This window comes from Pseudomonas sp. FG-3G, assembly GCF_901007645.1.
Lineage (GTDB): Bacteria > Pseudomonadota > Gammaproteobacteria > Pseudomonadales > Pseudomonadaceae > Aquipseudomonas > Aquipseudomonas rhizophila.
Genome location: NZ_CAAKGZ010000003.1, coordinates 88,558 through 109,450 on the forward strand (window position 1 = coordinate 88,558; position 20,893 = coordinate 109,450).

The following is a 20,893-nucleotide window of genomic DNA, read 5'->3' on the forward strand; positions in this document are numbered from 1 at the left end:
CGGCATTCACTGACGTCATCGAAGGAACCTGTATGCAGTTGGACCCCGCCAGTGGTTGGTGCGATGGCGTGCGGCATTGCCCATCACCCAACTTCAATGCGCGCCCCGAAGGCGAAATTTCACTGCTGGTGATCCACAACATCAGCCTGCCGCCGGCACAGTTTTCCACGGGCAAGGTGCAGGAGTTTTTCCAGAATCGTCTGGATGTCACGCAACACCCCTATTTTGCCGGTATCGCCGATCTGCGTGTGTCTGCGCATTTTCTGATCGAGCGTGACGGCGCGATTACCCAGTTTGTCTCCTGTCTGGATCGTGCCTGGCACGCGGGCGTTTCGTGCTTTGAAGGGCGGGAGACGTGTAACGATTTTTCCCTGGGCATCGAGCTGGAAGGCACCGACGATCTGCCCTTCACTGACGCGCAATATGCCGCATTGGTCTGCCTGACCCGGCAGTTGCAGGCGGCGTTCAAGGCGATCACGCTGCAGCGCATCTGCGGGCACAGCGACATCGCCCCGGGTCGCAAGACCGATCCGGGACCGGCATTCGACTGGGCGCGCTACCGCGCTGCCTTGATAGAAGGGGAAGGGCAATGAGTTTTCTGGTGCTGCTGCTGGCGATCTGGATCGAGAAATTCTCGGCGTTGCGCCATCGGATCCAGCGTGACGGCGGTTGGCTGCGCGAACTGAACAAACTCGAGACGAACCTACGCTGGGTCAATCGGCCCTGGCTGGTGCTGGTTGTGCTGGTCCTGCTGCCCGTGGCGCTGCTGGCGTTGCTACTGTGGGTATTGGAGCCGGTGGCCTATGGTCTGCTGGCACTACCGGTGCATCTGCTGGTGGTGATTTACAGCCTCGGTCGAGGGGATCTGCTCGCTGACCTGGGGCCGTTTCGTGACGCCTGGCGACGGGAAGACCTGCAGGCGGCCGACCATGTGGCCAAGCGCGACCTGAATATCGAGGCCGATAGCGGCGAGCAGTTGCTGGAGCGGGTCCAGGGGCATCTGCTGTGGCAGGCCTATCAGAGTTTTTTCGCGGTGATTTTCTGGTATTTCCTGCTGGGGCCGGTCGCGGCGCTGAGCTATCGCCTGCTGGCGCTGGCCGCCGAGCACAGTCAGAACCCCGGCGTGGCCGAGCGGGCGACGCAGTTGCGCCATGCCTTCGATTGGGTGCCGGTGCGGTTGCTGACCGCGAGCTTCGCCCTGGTGGGCAACTTCGTGGCAGTCAGCCGGGTCATGCTGCATGAGTTGCTGAACTGGAACATCAGCGCAGCAGACCTGATCGGCAAGGTCGGGCTGGTGGCCGGCGAGATTCCCGACCCTGTCGCGGGCCCGGACGGCATCAACAGCCTGGATCGGCTGTGGGAGCTGTTATTGCGTGCGGCGGTGCTCTGGTATGCCGGGTTTGCATTGTGGACAGTGCTGGCTTAGGCAAACGCACGCTCTGTGGCGAGGGGATTTATCCCCGCTGGGATGCGCAGCAGCCCCATTGATTGCGGGCTTTAAGATAGCTAGGGGCGGCTTCGCGCCCCAGCGGGGATAAATCCCCTCGCCACAAGAACCGTGCCACGGCTCGTCGTTAACCTTAAGTTACAAATCTTCCCGCCGATTTAGGCTATACAGGGACAGCGCCCAAATAGTGGCTATCTGCTGTCTCTGTGCGCCTGCCCATAAAAACAAGAAATACAACCGGGAGACTTCCTTGTGAAGAGTTTGCTCTGGCCCGCCGTCGCGCTGATGAACCGCCTGAGCTTCGGCATGAAGTTCAGCCTGATCAGCGTGTTGTTCCTGCTGCCGATGCTGGTGACCAATTTCTTTTTGGTGCGCGATTCCTATCGCGAATTCCAGGGCACGCAAGTGGAGCTGCAAAGCCTCGATCTGCTGGGCAACAGCCTGACCCTGCGGCGCGACCTGGAAACCCTGAACAATCTGGTGCAGATCAATGCCAGCCTCGGTCAGTCCGGCAAGGCCGGGGACGTGGAAGCGAAGATCGGCACCCTTGAAAAGCAGGTCCTGGCGCGGTTGCAGAGCTTGAAAGCCATGGCCGTCGATCCTGAACAGGTCAGCGCGTTCGATGCCAAGCGCGACGAAATGATTGCCGCTTTCAAGGCCCAGCAGGCCGAGCGCTCCCTGCAAAGCAAAAGCGCACTGATTGGCAAGCTGCTCAACAGCGCGCAGATGTTCAGTCAAATCATCGCCAGCCAGGCTGGCCTGAGCCGCGACAACCAGGGCGACATCCGCCAACTGAGCGAATTGATCATCAGCGTGACCCCCAACGTGACCCAAACCCTGGGTGAGGGCCGTGCGCTGGGTGCAGCGTCCCTGGGCCTGGGCTTTCTCAATTCGGCGTCGAGCACCCGGTTCGACGAGTTGCTGGGGCAAATCGAAAAGCTGCAGGGTGAATATGACCTCAAGCTTCAGGACGCCCTGGGTTCCAGCAAGGCGGCCGAGCAGGCGCTTGCCAGTCAGGCCGAAGGCAGCAAGGCAACCTTGAAGAAAGCCGGTGAACTGATCGAAGAACAGGTGGTGATGGCCGACACGCTGGATGCTCCATGGCTGCCGTTTTACGAGCAGGTCAGCAGTCTGATGGAGCAAACCTACCGACTGAACGACGTAACCCTGGGTTTTCTGGATGTTCAATTGCAGCATCGCCTGGAGCAGAACCGCAGCCACATGGTGCTGCAAGCCGTTGCGCTGGTCGCCGTATTTCTGCTGATCTTTTACCTGTACGCCGGCTTCTACGCCTCAACCCGCACCACCCTCAAACATCTCGGCGAGATGATGGACAAGGTCGCAGCGGGCGACATGACGGTCAACTTCGTGGCGCGCAGCAAGGATGAGTTGGGGGAGTTGGGTGAAGTGTTCAATGGCACGGTGGCGAAGATCCATGACCTGATCGAACAGGTCGGCCGGACCGTTGCCGAGGTCGAGCGCCAGGCCGGGCAGGTGGAGGCGGTGTCGGCCCAGAGCAACCAAGCCGTGTCCGGGCAGCGCAGCCAGATCGAACTGGTCGCCACGGCGATGAACCAGATGTCGGCCACCGCCCAGGAAGTGGCTCGTAGCGCCGCCGCGGCGGTCAGTAGCGCCCACAGCGTGAACGACGAAACCCTCAGCGGGCGCGGGCTGGTGGAGTCACAGCAGAGCAGCATCGTGCGTTTGGCTAGCGAGATCGATCAGTCGGTGCAGGTGATCAATCAACTGGCGACTGACAGCCAGGCCATCAGCCGTGTGCTGGACGTGATCAAGAGCATCGCTGAACAGACCAACCTGCTGGCGCTCAACGCCGCGATCGAAGCCGCACGGGCCGGAGAGCAGGGGCGCGGTTTCGCGGTGGTGGCTGACGAAGTGCGGACCCTGGCCAAGCGCACCCAGCAATCGACCGAAGAAATCGAAGAAATGATCACCCGCCTGCACGGCGGCGTGGGCGCTGCCGTCAAAGCCATGGGCACCAGCCATGAGATGGCCAGTGGCACGGTGGGGCAGTCGGAAAAGGTCCAGCAGGCGCTGGAAAATATCCTCGGCGCCGTCGGTATGATCGTCGACCAGAACCAGCAGATCGCAGCAGCGGTGGAGCAGCAGACGGCCGTGGCCCATGACATCGACCAGAACATCGTCGAGATCAATCGCGCCGGTGAACGCACCGCCGAAGGCGCGCACCAGACCGAGGACGCCAGCCGTGAGTTGTCCGCCCAGGTGGTGCAGCTCAAGCAGTTGATCAATGCGTTTCGGGTGTAGTTAAAGGATGGTGCTCACCACCGATCCAATGTGGGAGCGAGCCCGCTCCCACAGGGGGTCACCAATTGAATAATTGGCGGGCGTTGGTCGTGCTGGCCTCTGCCAACTGATCAGGGCTGATCGCCATGATCCCAGCCAGCGCTTCACAAATGGCCGGCAAATGCGCCGGGCTGTTGCGTTGGCCGGGGAACATCGCCGGGGCCATGTCCGGCGAATCGGTTTCCAGCACCACCGCGTCCAGCGGCAGTTTTGCCAGTACCCGATGCATGCGCAGGGCCTGAGGCCAAGTGGCGGCGCCACCAAGGCCGAGCTTGAAGCCGAGCTTGATGTACTCGCGAGCCTCCTCAAAACTGCCAGCGAAAGCGTGGATAATCCCCCCGCGCTTGAGGTCAATGCGCTTGAGGGTGGCGATCACGGCGGCATGGCTGCGGCGCACGTGGATCAGCGCCGGCAATTGGAATTGCGCCGCCAGTTGCAGTTGCGCCTCGAACAATGCCTGCTGGCGCTCCCGGTCCAGGGTTTGGATGAAGTAGTCCAGACCGATTTCCCCCACCGCGCACAACTGCCGATGCCCAGCCAGGCGGATCAGCCATTGGCGCAATTGCCCCAGATCATCGGGGCGATGCTGGTCGAGATACACCGGATGCAGGCCTAGCGCGGCGTGCAGGTCCGGGTCGCCTTGCACCAGATCCCACACCCGTTGCCAGTTATCCCGATACACCCCCAGCAGCACCATCTGCCGCACGCCCAAGGCGCGGCTTTCGGCCAGCAGCGCCGGGCGATCCGCATCGAAGTCGGGGAAATCCAGATGGGTGTGGGTATCGATCAGTTCCATGCTTCAATCCTGAAGAATACTCAGCCCTGATGAATGCGCTGCTTGAACGTGCGTGCGATGGCCTGCACACCGGGTTGGTAATCATCGTTTTCGATGGCGGCCAGGGCCAGCGCCAGGGCCTTGTCGGCGATCAGTTGGTGCTGCTGGGACATGGCGTTGACCGGCAGCGGCAGGAAGTCCAGCAGTTGCGTATCACCAAAGGTGCCCAACCGTAGCGGGCGCGACTTGAGCGGGAAGTCGTGCAGGGCGTCGAACACCCCTTGCAGCAGCACATAGGAGGTGGTGATCAACGCATCAGGCAGGTGCCCCAGTCGCGCGAGCAATTCGTCCATCAACTGGCGACCGCATTCACGGCTGAACGACTCGCCGTGCTCGATCAGCACCTGGCCTTCGAAACCGGCCAGGGCTTCGTTGAACCCGGCGGTGCGTTCCTGGCTGATGCTCAATTCGGGCCGGGCGCTGATCAGCGCGATCTGGCGGGGATTGGTTTCCAGCAGGCTACGGGTCAGTTGCAGGCTGGCCTGGCGGTCATCGCTGATCACCGAGCAGAAGTGCGCAGGCTCCATCACCCGGTCGATGGCGATGATCGGGATACCCTTGGCCTGTAACTGGCGATAACTGTCGTCCCCGGCAGGCAGGCAACTGGCGACAATCAGCGCATCGCAGCGCCGGGCGCGGAACAGTTGCAACAGTTGCCGTTCGCTCTCGGGCGCATCGTCGGAGCTGGCGATCAGCAATTGATAGCCCCGCGCTCGGGCACCCTGTTCCAGCAGTTTGGCGATGCGGGCGTAACTGGGGTTTTCCAGGTCCGGCAGGATGAAACCCAGCGTGCGCGTATGCCGGCTGCGCAACCCGGCAGCCTGGGGGTTGGGCGTGAAGCCATGCTCCTCGACCACGGCGCGCACGCGTTCGACGGTGGCGCTGCTGATGCGTTGCTGTTCGGCCTTGCCATTGATGACATAGCTGGCGGTGGTCACGGACACACCGGCCAACTGGGCGATATCACTGAGTTTCAACCCGGTTTTCCTTGTTTTTTCGAGTTTGCCCCGACAATGAGGGGCATCCTACCCGATTCAGGACGACGGTTACTGTCGCGACGGCGGCGACAAGTTGCACTTCAAGGATGAGAGATTATCGAGTAACGTGCCAATCTTTCTAGATTAAACGTTTCAGCAGGCGTATTTTCAAGGTTAGCAGGATTTTTTGGCCCGTCTGCCGCGATAGCGCCAAAAGCCGTCCTGTAACGCTAAGCTGATTCATTCAAAACAATACCTGGCGCCAACCCGACGCCAAAAAGGAGAAAGCATGCTCGAGCTCACTCTAGAGCAGATATCCATGGCCCAGACGGCTGTGGATAAAGACGCCGCGCTGCAATTGCTCGCTGACAAACTGGTGGCCGATGGCCTTGTAGCCGAGGGTTACCTGGCCGGCTTGCAGGCTCGCGAGGCCCAGGGCTCGACCTTTCTTGGCCAAGGTATTGCCATCCCCCACGGCACCCCGCAAACCCGCGATCTTGTGTACTCCACCGGTGTGCGCCTGTTGCAGTTCCCCGACGGTGTGGACTGGGGCGACGGTCAGATCGTTTACCTGGCGATCGGTATCGCGGCCAAGTCCGACGAACACTTGCGTCTTTTGCAACTGCTGACCCGCGCCCTCGGCGAGACCGACCTGGGCCAGGCCCTGCGCCGCGCAGGTTCGGCCGAAGCGCTGTTGAAGCTGCTGCAAGGCGCGCCACAGGAACTGGCCTTGGATGCGCAGATGATCGGCCTCGGCGTGTCGGCCGACGATTTCGAAGAGCTGGTCTGGCGCGGTGCCCGTCTGCTGCGCCAGGCCGACTGTGTGAGCAACGGCTTTGCTGGGGTGTTGCAGCAGGTCGAGGCGCTGCCATTGGGCGATGGCCTGTGGTGGCTGCACAGCGAACAGACGGTCAAGCGTCCGGGCCTGGCCTTCGTCACGCCGGACAAGCCCATCCGTTACCTCGGTCAGCCCTTGAGCGGTCTGTTCTGTCTCGCCAGCCTCGGCGAGGCTCACCAGGCTTTGCTCGAAAGGCTTTGTGCGTTGTTGATCGAAGGTCGCGGTCATGAACTGGGGCGCGCCACCAGCAGCCGCAAGGTGCTGGAAGTGTTGGGCGGCGAACTGCCCGCCGATTGGCCCAGCGCCCGCATCGGCCTGGCCAATGCCCATGGTTTGCACGCGCGTCCGGCGAAGATCCTCGCGCAACTGGCGAAAAGCTTCGAAGGCGAGATCCGCGTGCGCATCGTCGACGGCCAGGACAGCGCCGTGTCGGTCAAGAGCCTGAGCAAATTGCTGAGCCTGGGCGCTCGTCGCGGCCAGGTCCTGGAGTTCATCGCCGAACCGAGCATCGCCGCTGACGCCTTGCCGGCGCTGCTGGCCGCCATCGAAGAGGGCCTTGGCGAAGAAGTCGAGCCGCTGCCGCCACCGAGTGCGCCTCAGCAAACCACCATGGCCGAGGTTGCTGCCGTCGTGCTGGCGCCCGAATCCGGTAGCTTGATCCAGGCCGTTGCCGCCGCTCCGGGCATTGCCATCGGCCCGGCCCACATCCAGGTGTTGCAGGCCTTCGAGTATCCATTGCGCGGCGAATCAGCGGCCATCGAGCGTGAGCGCTTGCAAAACGCCTTGAACCAAGTGCGCCGCGACATCGAAGGTCTGGTCGAACGCGCCAAGGCCAAGGCCATCCGCGAAATCTTTATCACCCATCAGGAAATGCTCGATGACCCGGCGCTGACCGACGAAGTCGACACTCGATTGAAGCTGGGCGAGAGTGCGCAAGCGGCGTGGATGGGCGTGATCGAAGCGGCTGCCAAAGAACAGGAAGCGCTGCAGGACGCACTGCTCGCCGAACGTGCCGCCGACCTGCGGGACGTCGGTCGGCGTGTGCTGGCGCAATTGTGCGGCGTCGAAACCCCGAGCGAACCCGAGCAACCTTACATTCTGGTGATGGACGAGGTTGGCCCGTCCGACGTCGCCCGTCTGGATCCCGCCCGCGTAGCGGGGATTCTCACCGCGCGCGGCGGCGCCACCGCCCACAGTGCCATCGTCGCCCGAGCCCTGGGGATCCCGGCGCTGGTGGGGGCCGGTGCGGCGGTGTTGCTGCTGGCGCCGGGCACTTCACTGTTGTTGGACGGCCAGCGCGGTCGCCTGCACGTGGACCCCGACGCGCCTACGCTGCAGCGGGCCACCGAAGAGCGCGACACCCGTGAGCAACGTCTCAAGGTCGCAGCCGAACAACGTCATCAACCGGCGCTGACCCGTGACGGTCACGCCGTGGAAGTGTTCGCCAACATTGGCGAGAGCGCCGGTGTCACCAGTGCGGTGGAGCAGGGCGCCGAAGGCATTGGCCTGTTGCGCACCGAACTGATTTTCATGGCTCATACCCAGGCTCCCGATGAAGCGACTCAGGAAGCCGAATACCGCAAGGTGCTCGATGGCCTGGCCGGGCGACCGCTGGTGGTGCGTACCCTCGATGTGGGCGGCGACAAACCGCTGCCGTACTGGCCGATCGCGAAAGAGGAAAACCCGTTTCTCGGCGTGCGAGGCATTCGCCTGACCTTGCAACGTCCGCAGGTCATGGAGGCGCAATTGCGCGCCTTGTTGCGTTCTGCCGACAACCGTCCGTTGCGGATCATGTTCCCGATGGTGGGCAGCGTCGATGAGTGGCGTCAGGCCCGGGACATGACCGAGCGCCTGCGCCTGGAGATCCCGGTGGCGGACCTGCAACTGGGGATCATGATCGAGGTGCCGTCCGCGGCATTGCTGGCGCCGGTGCTGGCCAAGGAAGTCGACTTCTTCAGTGTCGGCACCAACGACCTGACGCAATACACCCTGGCCATTGACCGCGGTCACCCAACCCTTTCGGCTCAGGCTGACGGCCTGCACCCGGCGGTGCTGCAACTGATCGACATCACCGTGCGTGCCGCCCATGCGCATGGCAAGTGGGTCGGCGTGTGCGGTGAGCTGGCGGCCGACCCTTTGGCGGTGCCGGTGCTGGTGGGCCTGGGCGTAGACGAGCTGAGTGTTTCGGCCCGCAGCATTGCCGAGGTCAAGGCGCGGGTACGCGAAGTGAGCCTGGCGCAGGTACAAATCCTCGCCCAAGAGGCCTTGGCCGTGGGCAGCGCCAATGACGTGCGCGCATTAGTGGAGGCGCTGTAATGGCCAAGATCCTTACCCTGACCCTCAACCCGGCGCTCGACCTCACGGTGGAACTGGCGCGCCTGGAACCCGGTCAGGTCAACCGCAGCGATGCCATGCACAGCCACGCCGCCGGCAAGGGCGTGAACGTGGCCCAGGTGCTGGCTGACCTCGGCCACACTGTGACCGTCAGTGGCTTTCTCGGTGAAGACAACGCCCAGGCGTTCGAAACGCTGTTCGCCCAGCGCGGTTTTGTCGACGCCTTTATTCGCGTCCCAGGGGAGACCCGCAGCAACATCAAGCTGGCCGAGCAGGACGGACGCATCACAGACCTTAACGGTCCAGGTCCGGTGGTTGATGACGCCGCGCAGCAAGCGTTGCTTGAGCGACTGGAACACATCGCCCCGGGTCACGATGCCGTGGTAGTGGCGGGCAGCCTGCCCCGGGGCGTCAGCCCGCAATGGTTGCAGGCGCTGATCATTCGCTTGAAGGCACTGGGCTTGAACGTGGCCCTCGACACCAGCGGCGAAGCCTTGCGCGTCGCCCTCGCGGCGGGGCCGTGGCTGATCAAGCCAAACACCGAGGAACTGGCCGATGCGCTGGGTTGCGACGTGGTGAGCGAATTTGCCCAGGCGGAAGCGGCGCAACGATTGCACGCCCAAGGCATTGAGCATGTGGTGATTTCCCACGGTGCCGACGGCGTGAACTGGTTCAGTGTCGGTTCGGCGCTGCATGCCTCGCCGCCCAGCGTCACTGTCGCCAGTACCGTGGGGGCCGGCGATTCGCTGCTGGCCGGCATGCTGCATGGCCTGCTCAGCGCCGATACGCCGCAACAGACCCTGCGCACCGCCACGGCCATCGCCGCCATGGCCGTGACGCAGATCGGTTTTGGCATCCATGACACCGCGTTGCTGGCGTCGCTTGAACAGGGCGTGCGCGTGCGCCCCCTGACCGAACAATAAGAGGGTTCGCAAGAATGAAATTAGCCATTGTGACGGCCTGCCCGAACGGCATGGTCACCAGTGTGTTGTGCGCCCGCCTGCTGGACGCGGCAGCCCAGCGCCAGGGTTGGAGCACCAGCGTGGAAGTCCATGACGCGGCCCATCCGGAGCGCCAATTATCGGCGGCGACCCTGGAAGCGGCCGAGTGGGTGTTGCTGGTAGCCAGCGGCCCGGTGGATATGTCGCGGTTCGTCGGCAAACGTCTGTTCCGCAGCACCCCGGCCCAGGCCTTGCAGGATGTCGATTCGGTGCTGCGTCGCGGCGCCGAAGAGGCCAAGGTTTTTGTCGAGTCGGATGTGCTGGAAGAGGCACCTGCGGTTTCGGCTGAGCGGGCTCCTCGTCTGGTCGCCATCACTGCTTGCCCAACCGGCGTGGCCCATACCTTCATGGCCGCCGAGGCGTTGCAGCAGGCAGCGAAGAAGCTCGGTTACGACTTGCAGGTGGAAACCCAGGGCTCGGTGGGCGCCCGCAATCCGTTGAGCCCCGAGGCCATCGCCGAGGCCGACGTGGTGCTGCTGGCCACCGACATCGAAGTCGCCACCGAGCGTTTTGCCGGCAAGAAAATTTATCGCTGCGGCACCGGCATTGCCTTGAAGCAGGCCGAAGCCACCCTGAACAAGGCGCTTGCCGAAGGCCGCCAGGAAAGCGCGTCGGGCGGTGCCAGTGCTGCGGCAAAAACGGAGAAGACCGGTGTCTATAAGCACCTGCTGACCGGCGTGTCGTTCATGTTGCCGATGGTGGTGGCCGGTGGTCTGTTGATCGCCTTGTCGTTCGTGTTTGGCATTACCGCGTTCAAGGAGCCCGGCACGCTGGCGGCGGCGCTGATGCAGATCGGCGGTGACACCGCGTTCAAACTGATGGTGCCGTTGCTGGCCGGCTACATCGCCTATTCCATCGCCGACCGTCCCGGCCTGGCGCCCGGCATGATCGGCGGGATGCTCGCAAGCACCTTGGGCGCGGGGTTCATCGGCGGGATCATCGCCGGTTTCCTGGCCGGTTACGCGGCCAAGGCGATCAACCGCTACGCGCGCCTGCCCCAGAGCCTGGAAGCGCTCAAGCCGATCCTGATCATCCCGTTGCTGGCGAGCCTGTTTACCGGTCTGGTGATGATCTACATCGTCGGCAAACCGGTGGCGGGCATGCTGGATGGCCTGACCCATTTCCTCGACAGCATGGGCACCACCAACGCGATTCTGTTGGGTGTTTTGCTGGGGGCGATGATGTGTGTCGACCTTGGCGGGCCGATCAACAAGGCCGCCTATGCGTTTTCCGTGGGACTGCTGGCGTCGCAAAGTTATGCACCGATGGCGGCGGCCATGGCCGCTGGCATGGTGCCGCCGATTGGCCTGGGCATCGCAACCTTTATCGCCCGTCGCAAGTTTGCCCAGACCGAACGCGAGGCCGGTAAAGCGGCGCTGGTGCTGGGGCTGTGCTTCATCTCCGAAGGGGCGATTCCGTTCGCCGCCAAGGACCCTTTGCGGGTGATCCCGGCCAGCATCGCCGGCGGCGCACTGACCGGTGCGCTGTCGATGTACTTCGGCTGCAAACTGATGGCGCCTCACGGTGGCTTGTTCGTGATGCTGATCCCCAATGCCATCAACCATGCGTTGTTGTATTTGCTGGCGATTGTGGCGGGGAGCCTGCTGACGGCGGTGTCCTATGCGCTGCTCAAGCGGCCGGAAGTGGTGGAGATGGCGTTGGAGCCGGCCAAGGCCTGATCACTTAAGTTTGAACAATGAAAATTCCCTGTGGGAGCGAGCCTGCTCGCGATAGCGGTGTATCAGTCGACAATGGGTTGCCTGATACTCTGCAATCGCGAGCAGGCTCGCTCCCACAGTGGTTTTGGGGTGTTCACAAGATCCCTGTCACGCCTGATTAACACTGCCATGCTTAAGTTTCCCCATTTGGGGGAAACACCATGAGCGAATTTGACCTGGGCCGTCGCCGTGTGATGCAAGCCGTGGGTGCGGGGTTGTTGTTGCCGGGGCTGGCGCCGGCGGTGATTGCCTCAGTCAAGGATCGCCCGGTGCTCACCGATGGCGTGCAGTCTGGCGATTTGCAGGGCGACCGGGCGATGATCTGGAGCCGCTGCGACCGCCCGGCCCGGATGGTGGTGGAATGGGACACCCGCAGCCAGTTGCCCAACCCGCGGCGTTTCGTCTCGCCACTGGTCGACAGCCGCAGCGATTTTACCGCTCGGGTCGAGCTCACCGGGCTGCCGCCTGACCAGGCGATTTTCTACCGCGTGCATTTTGAAGACGCCCAGACCGGCGTCGCCAGTGAGCCCTGGCTCGGTCACCTGCGCAGCGTCCCGCAGTTCAAGCGCAACATCCGGTTTGTCTGGAGCGGCGACACCGTCGGCCAGGGCTTTGGGATCAACCCGGACATTGGCGGCATGCGCATCTACGAAGCCATGCGTTTGCGCCTGCCGGATTTTTTTATCCACAGCGGCGACACCATCTACGCCGACGGTCCGGTGCCGGCGCAGATCACCACCGAAGGCGGGCGCATCTGGCGCAACCTCACCACTGAAGCCAAGAGCAAGGTCGCCGAGACCCTGGACGAGTATCGTGGCAACTACCGCTACAACCTGATGGACGAGAACGTGCGCCGCTTCAACGCCGAAGTGCCGCAGATCTGGCAATGGGACGATCATGAGGTGGTCAACAACTGGTCGCCGGGCAAGCAACTGGATGAACGCTACCAGACCAAGGATATCCACAGTCTTGTGGGCCGTGCGCGGCAGGCCTGGCTGGAATACGCCCCCATGCGCTTGCAGAAGGCCGACGGCGGCGGGCGGATCTACCGCAAGCTCGCTTACGGGCCGATGCTGGATGTGTTCGTGCTGGACATGCGCAGCTACCGCGAAGCCAACGACGCCAACCTCGGCGGGGCCAAACCCTTTCTCGGTCGCGAGCAGTTGGACTGGCTCAAGGGCGAACTGAAGCAGTCCCGTGCCCAGTGGAAAGTCATTGCTGCCGACATGCCCATCGGCCTGGGTGTGCCCGACGGCGAAGTCAGCCCCGGCGTGTCGCGCTGGGAAGCGGTCGCCAACGGTGATCCGGGGCCGGCCCAGGGCCGTGAACTGGAGATCGCCGAGTTGCTCGGCTACCTACGCAAGCATCAGGTGCGCAACTACGTCTGGCTCACCGCTGACGTGCACTATTGCGCCGCCCACCATTACCACCCGGAACAGGCCGCGTTCCAGGATTTCGAACCCTTCTGGGAGTTTGTCGCCGGGCCGTTGAATGCCGGCAGCTTCGGGCCTAATCCTCTGGACAAGACGTTCGGTCCCGAAGTGGTGTTCCAGAAAGCGCCCCCGGCGCAGAACACGTCGCCGTTTGCCGGATACCAGTTCTTTGGCGAGGTGAACATCGATGGGTCGAGCGGGGAGATGAGCGTGGTGTTGCGGGATCTGGAGGGCGTGGCAGTGTTCGAGAAGAAGTTGCAGCCGGTCTGAGTTTCAAGTACGCCACCAATCAATGTGGGAGCGAGCCTGCTCGCGATGCGCTGTGTCAGTCGACAAGAGTGCCGTCTGATACTCCGCTATCGCGAGCAGGCTCGCTCCCACAGAGGGCAGTGTTTTAGCGGGTGGCTTGTCAGTAGACATCCCGCCGGTACCGGCCCTGTTCGATCAAGCGCTCCACTGCCGCGGCGCCGAGCACGTCGTTGAGCACCTGATCCACGCCCGACGCCATGCCCTGCAAGCTGCCGCAGACATAGATCGCCGCACCATCGACCAGCCATTGCTTGAGCAGGGCCGAGGATTCGCGCAGGCGGTCCTGGACGTAGATTTTCTGTTCCTGATCCCGGGAAAACGCCAGGTCCAGGCGTTCCAGATCGCCGGAGGTCACCCATTCCTGTAACTCATCACGGCAGTGGAAATCATGCTCGCGCTGGCGCTCGCCGAACAGCAGCCAGTTGCGCTGCATGCCCTCGGCCACCCGCGCCTTGAGCAGGCTGCGCAGGCCGGCCAGACCGGTGCCGTTACCCAGCAATATCATGGGCACGCCTTGAGGCGGCAGATGGAAGCCGCTGTTACGGCGTACCCGCAGGCTGATGGCGCTGCCCAGCGGCGCATGTTCGGTGAGCCAACCGGAGCCGATACCCAGGTTGCCGTCGGCGTGACGTTCCTGGCGCACAATCAGTTCCAGCAGGCCATCGGCGGGAATCGAAGCGATGGAATATTCGCGCAGTGCCAGTGGCGCCAGGGCATCCACCAGGGCCTGGGCATGCATGCCCACCAGATGGGCGCGATTTTCCGGCAGTTGGCGGTTGGCCAGGGCCTGATCGAGGCGCTGGGGCAAGCCATCGACCTGCACGCGAGCAACGCCGGCGATGCCCAGGCCCTCCAGGAAATGGTCGATGGCCGACAGGTCATTGCGCGGCAGGATTTCCACCAGGTCACCGGCCAGCCAACTGCTCGGGCCGGGCGCGGTGAGGCCCAACAGATACACGCCTGAGCCGCTGCTCTCGGGGTTGAGCAAGGTGCGCTGGTGCAGGGTCCAGTTCTCGAAACTGGGCGCCTGCCAAGTGTCCAGCGGAGCCTGGCCGGTCAGTTCGGCCAATTGCTGTTGCCAGTGACGCAAGGCGTAAGGGTCGCAACTGTCGACTTCCACCGGAGCGAACAGGGTCTTGCCGCCGTGCTCCGACAGCCAGGTGTGCAGGCGTCGGGCGAAGCCGCAGAAGTTTTCGTATTGCCGATCGCCCAGGCCCAGCACCGAATACTGCAGGCGCTCCAGGCTCATGGCCCGACCCAACACGTTGCGCTCGAAACCCCGGGCGCTGTCCGGTCCTTCGCCGTCGCCAAAGGTGCTGACGACGAACAAGGCGTGGCTGCAATTGCTCAGCTCCTGCTCGCTGACACCGGCCAGCGGCTGGACCTTCACCGGCAAACCGGCAGCCTGGAGCTGGCCGGCGGTCTGCCAGGCCAGTTGCTCGGCGAAACCGCTCTGGCTGGCGAACCCGATCAGCCAGGCGGGCGCATCGCTGCGGTTGGCACCCAGCTCCTGGCGGGCATTCTTGATTTGGCGCTTCTTGCGGCGACGGTCCAGGTACAGCAACCAGCCGGTGATGAAAAACAGCGGCATGGTCAGCGCGGCGACCGTCACCAGGATCCGCCCGATCAGGCCGAAATAGCTGCCGATATGCAAGGCGTAGACGCTGGTCAGCAACTGCGCCTTGAGGCTCTTGTCGCTGTAGCGGCTGTGACCACTGATGACACCGGTGGCCGGGTCGAGGATGAGCTGGTTCAGCGCCCGGTCATGAGGCGAGTTTTTCAGCAGGTAGAACACCGTTGCCGGTTGCCCGGCCACCGGCGGCATGCGCACGTTGTAGGCGATCAGGCCAGGGCCCGCGGCGCTGTAGATGCTGCTCCACATGGCCCGATAATCGGCCACCGGCGGCGGGCCGCTCGGCGCTGGGCCGCGGTTGCGCACCCGTTCTTCTTCGGGGGAATCGGAGAGCAGGTGGGTCACGCCTTTGTTGTACCAATCGTAGGACCAGGTCAGGCCGGTCAGGGCCGCCAGCAGATAGAACGCCAGGCACCAGGTGCCCGCCACCGAGTGCAGATCCCAGTTGAAGCTGCGGCCTTTTTTCGCCCAGTCGAGGGTCAGCCAGGCACGCCAGCTTTTCCATTGGCGTGGCCAGCGCAGGTACAGCCCGGACAGGCAGAAAAACACCAGGATCAGCGTGCAGGCACCGGTAATCTGTCGACCCACATCCTCCAAGGCCAGGACGCGATGCAGCCTGAGTATCAGAGCGAAGAGATCCTGGCCCACCACATCGCCCATGAATTGTGCGTTGTACGGGTTGAAATAGCGCATGGGCCCGCGCTTTTCCCCAGGCGGGGCGGCGAAAATTGCCCGTGCGGCGTGGCCGCTGTCGGTCTCGACCCAAAGCATGGCGACGGTTTTACCGGAAGCGGCCTCGATCTGTTGCACCAGCTCGGCAGGCGGCAGGACGCCTTCCGGTTGTTTCGGGACCATCAACACCTGGGGGTTCAACGCCCGCAGGATTTCGTCCTGAAACGACACCGCGGCACCGGTAATGCCCATAAACGCCAGGACCAGCCCGGCGCTGATGCCGAAAAACCAGTGCAACTGGAACAGGGTTTTCTTAAACACGTCACTCGCCTTTCAGTCATTGCTGTTCATCATGGCGCGCATGTTATCGAGAACCATTCATAAACACACATAAAAGCCACATGATTCAGACAAGCCTGAAGTCAATAGCATTGCGCTGATGGGCGCGTTTTGCGCTATTGCAAAAAAGCCCGTGACACAGTCACGGGCTTTCGGGTCCAGCGACCAGCGAATTACACGTAGAACGACTTCAGCGGCGGGAAGCCATTGAATTCCACCGCGCTGTAGCTGGTGGTGTAGGCACCGGTCGACAGCCAGTACAGACGGTCACCGATGGCCAGGTTCAGCGGTAAACCGTACTTGTAGTTTTCGTACATGATGTCGGCGCTGTCGCAAGTAGGGCCGGCGATGACCACTTCTTCCATCTCGCCTTTCTTCTCGGTCCAGATCGGGAACTTGATGGCTTCGTCCATGGTTTCGATCAGGCCGGAGAACTTGCCCACGTCCGTGTACACCCAGCGCTCGACGGCGGTACGGGATTTACGGGCCACCAGCACCACTTCGCTGACCAGGATGCCGGCGTTGGCGATCAGCGAACGGCCCGGCTCCAGGATGATCTCCGGCAGTTCGTCGCCGAAGTCTTCCTTGAGGAAACGGATGATTTCCTCTGCGTAGGTTTCCAGGCTGTTGGTGCGGGTGATGTAGTTGGCCGGGAAGCCACCGCCCATGTTGATCAGCTTCAACACGATGCCGTCTTCTTCTTTCAAGCGCTCGAAGATCACTTTGACCTTGGCGATGGCCGCGTCCCAGACGCTGATGTCACGCTGTTGCGAACCGACGTGGAAGGAAATGCCGTACGGCACCAGGCCCAGGTCGCGGGCCAGGATCAGCAGGTCCATGGCCATGTCGGTCTGGCAGCCGAACTTGCGCGACAGCGGCCAGTCAGCGGTGGTCGAGCCTTCGGTAAGAATGCGCACGTAGACTTTCGAGCCCGGCGCGGCCTTGGCGATGTTGCGCAGGTCGGCTTCGGAGTCGGTGGCATACAGGCGTACGCCCTTCTCGTAGAAGTAGCGGATGTCCCGGGATTTCTTGATGGTGTTGCCGTAGCTGATCTGATCCGGGCCTACGCCACGGCTCATGACTTTATCCAGTTCATAGATCGAAGCGATGTCGAAGTTCGAGCCTTTATCCTTGAGCAGGTCGATGATTTCCACTGCCGGGTTGGCCTTGACGGCGTAATAGACCTTGGCGAATTCGAAACCTGCGCGCAGGTCATCGTAGGCCTGGGAGATCATCGCGGTGTCGATCACCACGAACGGGGTTTCCTGCTTGTCGGCGAACGCCTTCATTTTCTGAAAGGTCTCGCGCGCGAAATAATCTTCGACCTGGATCGACATACTTGGGACTCCTACTGGCAAACATCAGGATCAATGGGTGTAAGGGCAAGCAGCCCTCGTGAACGTCCTCCGTATCCCCACTTTGGTTCGCCTACTTCCCAAGGCATGTCGCCGAAAGCAAAAAGGCCACGGGATGCTTGATTCCCTTGGCCTTGCTGTCTCGTCGTCAGTACTTGAGCCGGATGGATCGTTTCCAGCATGGACGTTCGGCGCGAACTTTAGGGCGTGAGGGGCCTGAGATCAACAAAAAATGTCGCGTTTTTGCACTCATTCGTCGTGCGGCCCGCGACAGCTCCTGATGTAACCGACCTGTGTGACAGTCAGATGTTCCTCGGCAATGCGACACAGGCCTCCAGGTTGGCCATTTGCACATGGCAGCTTGGAAGGGCGTTTCATGGCAGATCATTTGTTGACTGATTGGCGGCCGGTTATGAGGAAATCGTTTAAACAGATCTAAAAAACTGTAAGTGTCGACAGTGGGCGCGACGAAGCGATCATCGAATACTCAAGACTCCAGTTGTACTCGCCGCTGAATAAAACCGGTGTTGGGTTTATGCCGGGAACGCAGGTTATTAGGCGGGATTGCATAACTGATTGAGCTGAGCGATGAAAAGCTCTAGGAGAGAGTCATGCGCAAGCGTCGGGTCATACGGATATTAAACATTTCTTTGTTTCTCGGTTTTGTATCGGGCTCCAGCCTGTTGCAGGCAAGCCCTGGCACCGATACGGCCAAATTGATGGAGTACTGGTATCGATTGACCGCACGGGATTGTGGAAGTGGCAGGTTGGCGTCTGATTGCTCTGGCTTGATACTTCGAGGGATCGCCAGTAAACAGAGTTATTTGCCGTGGGATCCCAGTCCGTTATCGCAGAGCCTGGAAGCGGGGGGCACCGGTATAGCGGCCGGAGGTACATCGGTTTCATATTTAAGAAAAGATGTTGAGTACAATGGGCTGGGTATGCTCAGGTTCAATGGCTTTGCCTTGGTGCCCAATGATTTTGTGAATGAAAAGACGCAATTCAAAATCAAAGTATTGTGTGCCTTTCCTATTGATTCCTGGACGAATTATCGAAACAACAGCGGCTGCGGCGATTATCAGGAGAACGGGAACTCCCTCGGCGTTGTCGAGGACTATTGCCAGAAGCTGGGCATCAGCAATGCCAAGGCGTGGATGGAGCACTATGACCGTCAAACCCGAGACCCTGAAGCCACGAAAGCGCACAAGTTTCAATGCGGCTTTGATACCACGAGAGACTACTTCGGTACCTACAACAAGGCTGATGCATTCAATACGTTTGTCGAAGCACGAAAAATTTTGGCCAATGATCCTGAGGAAAAGGACGATGCGATCCATACCCAGTCGGAGCTGCGAATTGAAACCTGGCCACCTAATAAACACTGGAAAAGGGACTGGGGCAGTCAGGCACGGGTGAAGTTTGATGCGCCTGTCGCCAGTGACAGCGACTCAGCAAAAGCCACGTATCTGGAGCTCCCTATCGCTGCTTTTATTTATGAGAGTGGTATTGATTACATTGACAGGACTACAAAGACTTTTACGTCTCGTGAGTTTGCTCGAGATGATCAGCGCCGATGGGTAGAGCAAGACAATACGTGGAAGCCGATCATAAAAATACAATTTCCGAACTCGATCGCTGAGGACGCGAAATTTGCTTACTACCCCGCCGATCAGCATGTTCAACCCCCGGTGGATAGTCGTTCCTGCGATAACTACATAGAAAAGATCGAGTGGGATAACAATTATGTAGAACCCGTATTGGGAAAAATTTCATCGCTTAAGGTCACGCCTACGGCCTGCGGAAGAAAAGCCGGCGTAGGGAAAACCAATGTCGTGCTGGCCGAGCTGGCGATCAAGGCTGCTGCCCTTGATCCGAATCGCAAGGACTGGAATTTCGATAACATGGGCAGCAGCATGCGCCGTCAGTTGGCCTGCCATCTTGATTCCCCCGATATCGCCGAGAATAAACCTACGTGGAGCCTTGAGCCCGCTCGTCCCTATGTGGCCCACGATGTGATTATTAAATTGCCGGGTGATAACCGGTGTAATCCTCATTGAAAGGGTCAGATCAGCCTGCTGACCCGACCGGGATACTCAGGGCGACGAACATGGCAACTCTCACGCTAAAAAAATCAGCAAAGCTGTTGATTCTACTGGGCAGTCTTTGTGTTTTGCCGCTGTCCTTTAGCGAAGCGCTCGTGGCCACGAGCGTGCAATCAGGAGAAGCAACCGCAGCCGCCTTGACCCGCAACTACTACGACACCGCGGTCAACTGTGGCGCTGCCACGGCACCGGCTTTTTTATGCACGGGTGTCGTGGCACGCACGACCAACGCAGGAAACTTCGATCCTTGGGACCATAGCGAATTTTCCAGGACCAGCGGCGCGGTTTCATTTTCCTACCTGAGGGCCGACGCCAAGTTTGGTGGTGCGCCATGGGGCAACAACGAAGCCCGGCATGGCTATATTTTTTATCCCACCTTCCGGGCTCCGCAGGGAAAAATAAGGCCCTCGATCATCTGCTATTTTCCCTACGATGGCGCGACGATCTATCGCAGCAAACCGGGCGCCCACGGTTGCCGTGACAGCATTACTCAGTTCGTCTATCCCCTGAGTAAACCCTGTAATGAACAGAATATTTTCACTGCCAGGGCCTGGCTGACCCATTTTCGAAGGGTCAGTTACGGAAATCCTGCCAGTTGCGCGTGGATGCTCAACGATGCGTTGAATGAGCAAGCCGTGGCTAACTTCAATGCGGGATTGCAAGTCAGAAAACTTGTTGAGCTTGAGGCAGGGGGCGCCGATTTTAATTTCAAGAATCACAACGAGCTTCGCATCGAAGCCTGGCCGGAAAAAAATCCGGCTGCGCTGCCCATCCAGGCGTTTTTCTGGATCACCGGCTCAAATGATCTGGAAGCCTCCCGAATCGACCAAAAAAAATATCATGAGCGCACCAACGGTCTTTTTATCCCCATCGTTCGCGTCACATTGCCTCCTAGCCCACAAGGTCATTTCAGTTTCCAATATGTGAGTGCGGACCAGGCGATCTCCCCGGTTATCCCGATGCCCGCTTTTGCTGCACCCACCATTCCCAAGGCTTACAGCACAGTCTCTGGCGACCGTCTGAACACTCAGGATATCTATAGGGATGAATACCTCATCGTGCAATTGCCCACCGAAGCAATTGCCGCCTCCGATATCTTGAGCGTTCGGTGGGGAGGCCGGGTGCCATACAGCAGTCCGCCGGTCGCATACGGCGAGCTTCCCGCGAACAAACAGGTGCTGATTCCCCGCACTGAGGTCGTCGATAGCATCGGGCTCACCGTACCGGTGAGCTACACCATCAAGAAAAGCGGTGCCGGTGAAACCCTGGAGTCTGGGGTGCGGTTTCTGACCATCGATCCCCAGGCGCTGGTGCTTCCGGCACCCAGTTATGCCTCGGGGACAGTCACGGTCAACTCTCCAGCTCCGTCGGGCTCGACCCTGCGCGTACGTGTCGTGGGGGAAACCCTCCTTGATACGGCCCATCAGCTGGTTACGGCCGGTAAGCCCAACTCTTTCGTTCTTGACCCGACCTGGGTCTCGAAACACAAGGGAAAAACGGTGCTGATCAATTATTCGGTGTTTACCAAACTCAGCCCGCAGTGGTTGTTTTCCCAAGTGCTCCGGGTCCAGCTATAAA

General features: G+C 61.1%; 13 protein-coding genes. 9 read left to right on the forward strand and 4 right to left on the reverse strand.

Translation table 11 applies throughout. The annotated features are described in order from the left end of the window. The first annotated feature begins 32 nt into the window (after window positions 1-32). From ampD to PSEUDOMOFG3G_RS28285, 3 genes are all read left to right on the forward strand, one after another. A complete protein-coding gene (gene ampD / locus PSEUDOMOFG3G_RS02255; RefSeq protein WP_047229048.1) occupies window positions 33-593 on the forward strand; it encodes a 1,6-anhydro-N-acetylmuramyl-L-alanine amidase AmpD in 561 nt (186 codons plus the stop codon). Further along, the gene (ampE, locus tag PSEUDOMOFG3G_RS02260) at window positions 590-1,426 is read left to right on the forward strand and encodes a regulatory signaling modulator protein AmpE (RefSeq protein WP_139049120.1); all 837 of its coding nucleotides are present in this window, start codon (window positions 590-592) and stop codon (window positions 1,424-1,426) included. Before ampD ends, ampE begins: the two co-directional genes overlap by 4 nt. 1,599 nt (window positions 1,427-3,025) lie before the next feature. Next, window positions 3,026-3,730: a methyl-accepting chemotaxis protein gene (locus PSEUDOMOFG3G_RS28285; protein ID WP_373685061.1), complete on the forward strand. Its 705-nt coding sequence runs from the start codon at window positions 3,026-3,028 to the stop codon at window positions 3,728-3,730. 58 nt (window positions 3,731-3,788) lie between these two features. Here the strand turns inward: PSEUDOMOFG3G_RS28285 and PSEUDOMOFG3G_RS02270 are convergent, their stop codons facing one another. Both PSEUDOMOFG3G_RS02270 and cra read right to left on the reverse strand, forming a co-directional pair. Beyond that, the gene (locus PSEUDOMOFG3G_RS02270; protein WP_139049122.1) at window positions 3,789-4,565 is read right to left on the reverse strand and encodes a TatD family hydrolase; all 777 of its coding nucleotides are present in this window, start codon (window positions 4,563-4,565) and stop codon (window positions 3,789-3,791) included. Between the two features lie 20 nt (window positions 4,566-4,585). Then, window positions 4,586-5,581, reverse strand: a complete 996-nt coding sequence (gene cra / locus PSEUDOMOFG3G_RS02275; protein ID WP_139049123.1) for a catabolite repressor/activator — start codon at window positions 5,579-5,581, stop codon at window positions 4,586-4,588. A gap of 289 nt (window positions 5,582-5,870) precedes the next feature. Between cra and ptsP the strand changes: the two genes are divergently transcribed. From ptsP to PSEUDOMOFG3G_RS02295, 4 genes are all read left to right on the forward strand, one after another. After that, the gene (gene ptsP, locus PSEUDOMOFG3G_RS02280) at window positions 5,871-8,735 is read left to right on the forward strand and encodes a phosphoenolpyruvate--protein phosphotransferase (protein WP_139049124.1); all 2,865 of its coding nucleotides are present in this window, start codon (window positions 5,871-5,873) and stop codon (window positions 8,733-8,735) included. Then, complete coding sequence (gene pfkB / locus PSEUDOMOFG3G_RS02285; RefSeq protein ID WP_047229042.1) at window positions 8,735-9,676, forward strand: 1-phosphofructokinase; 942 nt, start codon at window positions 8,735-8,737, stop codon at window positions 9,674-9,676. Before ptsP ends, pfkB begins: the two co-directional genes overlap by 1 nt. A 14-nt stretch (window positions 9,677-9,690) precedes the next feature. Further along, window positions 9,691-11,433, forward strand: coding sequence for a PTS fructose-like transporter subunit IIB (locus PSEUDOMOFG3G_RS02290; RefSeq protein ID WP_107321866.1), 1,743 nt, complete (start codon window positions 9,691-9,693; stop codon window positions 11,431-11,433). A gap of 200 nt (window positions 11,434-11,633) precedes the next feature. Next, entirely contained in the window at window positions 11,634-13,175 is a 1,542-nt protein-coding gene (locus PSEUDOMOFG3G_RS02295) for an alkaline phosphatase (RefSeq protein ID WP_139049125.1), read from the forward strand. Window positions 13,176-13,314: 139 nt separating this feature from the next. Here the strand turns inward: PSEUDOMOFG3G_RS02295 and PSEUDOMOFG3G_RS02300 are convergent, their stop codons facing one another. Both PSEUDOMOFG3G_RS02300 and PSEUDOMOFG3G_RS02305 read right to left on the reverse strand, forming a co-directional pair. Then, on the reverse strand, window positions 13,315-15,840 hold the full coding sequence (locus tag PSEUDOMOFG3G_RS02300) for a sulfite reductase flavoprotein subunit alpha (RefSeq protein ID WP_139049126.1): 2,526 nt from the start codon (window positions 15,838-15,840) through the stop codon (window positions 13,315-13,317). A 191-nt stretch (window positions 15,841-16,031) separates the two neighbouring features. Further along, window positions 16,032-17,195, reverse strand: a complete 1,164-nt coding sequence (locus PSEUDOMOFG3G_RS02305) for a type III PLP-dependent enzyme (protein ID WP_047229038.1) — start codon at window positions 17,193-17,195, stop codon at window positions 16,032-16,034. A gap of 629 nt (window positions 17,196-17,824) precedes the next feature. Here PSEUDOMOFG3G_RS02305 and PSEUDOMOFG3G_RS02310 point away from each other — a divergent pair. Together PSEUDOMOFG3G_RS02310 and PSEUDOMOFG3G_RS02315 are read left to right on the forward strand one after the other, a co-directional pair. Next, entirely contained in the window at window positions 17,825-19,270 is a 1,446-nt protein-coding gene (locus tag PSEUDOMOFG3G_RS02310; RefSeq protein ID WP_139049127.1) for a DUF2599 domain-containing protein, read from the forward strand. Window positions 19,271-19,320: 50 nt separating this feature from the next. Next, complete coding sequence (locus PSEUDOMOFG3G_RS02315) at window positions 19,321-20,892, forward strand: hypothetical protein (RefSeq protein ID WP_139049128.1); 1,572 nt, start codon at window positions 19,321-19,323, stop codon at window positions 20,890-20,892. The last annotated feature ends 1 nt before the right edge of the window (window position 20,893 follow it).

Excerpts from the sequence above, each read along its gene's own strand:
- ampE (WP_139049120.1), top strand. The coding sequence starts at position 590 with ATGAGTTTTCTGGTGCTGCTGCTGGCGATCTGGATCGAGAAATTCTCG.
- ampD (WP_047229048.1), top strand. The coding sequence starts at position 33 with ATGCAGTTGGACCCCGCCAGTGGTTGGTGCGATGGCGTGCGGCATTGC.
- PSEUDOMOFG3G_RS02310 (WP_139049127.1), top strand. The coding sequence starts at position 17,825 with ATGCGCAAGCGTCGGGTCATACGGATATTAAACATTTCTTTGTTTCTC.
- PSEUDOMOFG3G_RS02315 (WP_139049128.1), top strand. The coding sequence starts at position 19,321 with ATGGCAACTCTCACGCTAAAAAAATCAGCAAAGCTGTTGATTCTACTG.
- pfkB (WP_047229042.1), top strand. The coding sequence starts at position 8,735 with ATGGCCAAGATCCTTACCCTGACCCTCAACCCGGCGCTCGACCTCACG.
- PSEUDOMOFG3G_RS02305 (WP_047229038.1), bottom strand. The coding sequence starts at position 17,195 with ATGTCGATCCAGGTCGAAGATTATTTCGCGCGCGAGACCTTTCAGAAA.
- ptsP (WP_139049124.1), top strand. The coding sequence starts at position 5,871 with ATGCTCGAGCTCACTCTAGAGCAGATATCCATGGCCCAGACGGCTGTG.
- PSEUDOMOFG3G_RS02290 (WP_107321866.1), top strand. The coding sequence starts at position 9,691 with ATGAAATTAGCCATTGTGACGGCCTGCCCGAACGGCATGGTCACCAGT.
- PSEUDOMOFG3G_RS28285 (WP_373685061.1), top strand. The coding sequence starts at position 3,026 with ATGTCGGCCACCGCCCAGGAAGTGGCTCGTAGCGCCGCCGCGGCGGTC.
- PSEUDOMOFG3G_RS02295 (WP_139049125.1), top strand. The coding sequence starts at position 11,634 with ATGAGCGAATTTGACCTGGGCCGTCGCCGTGTGATGCAAGCCGTGGGT.
- PSEUDOMOFG3G_RS02270 (WP_139049122.1), bottom strand. The coding sequence starts at position 4,565 with ATGGAACTGATCGATACCCACACCCATCTGGATTTCCCCGACTTCGAT.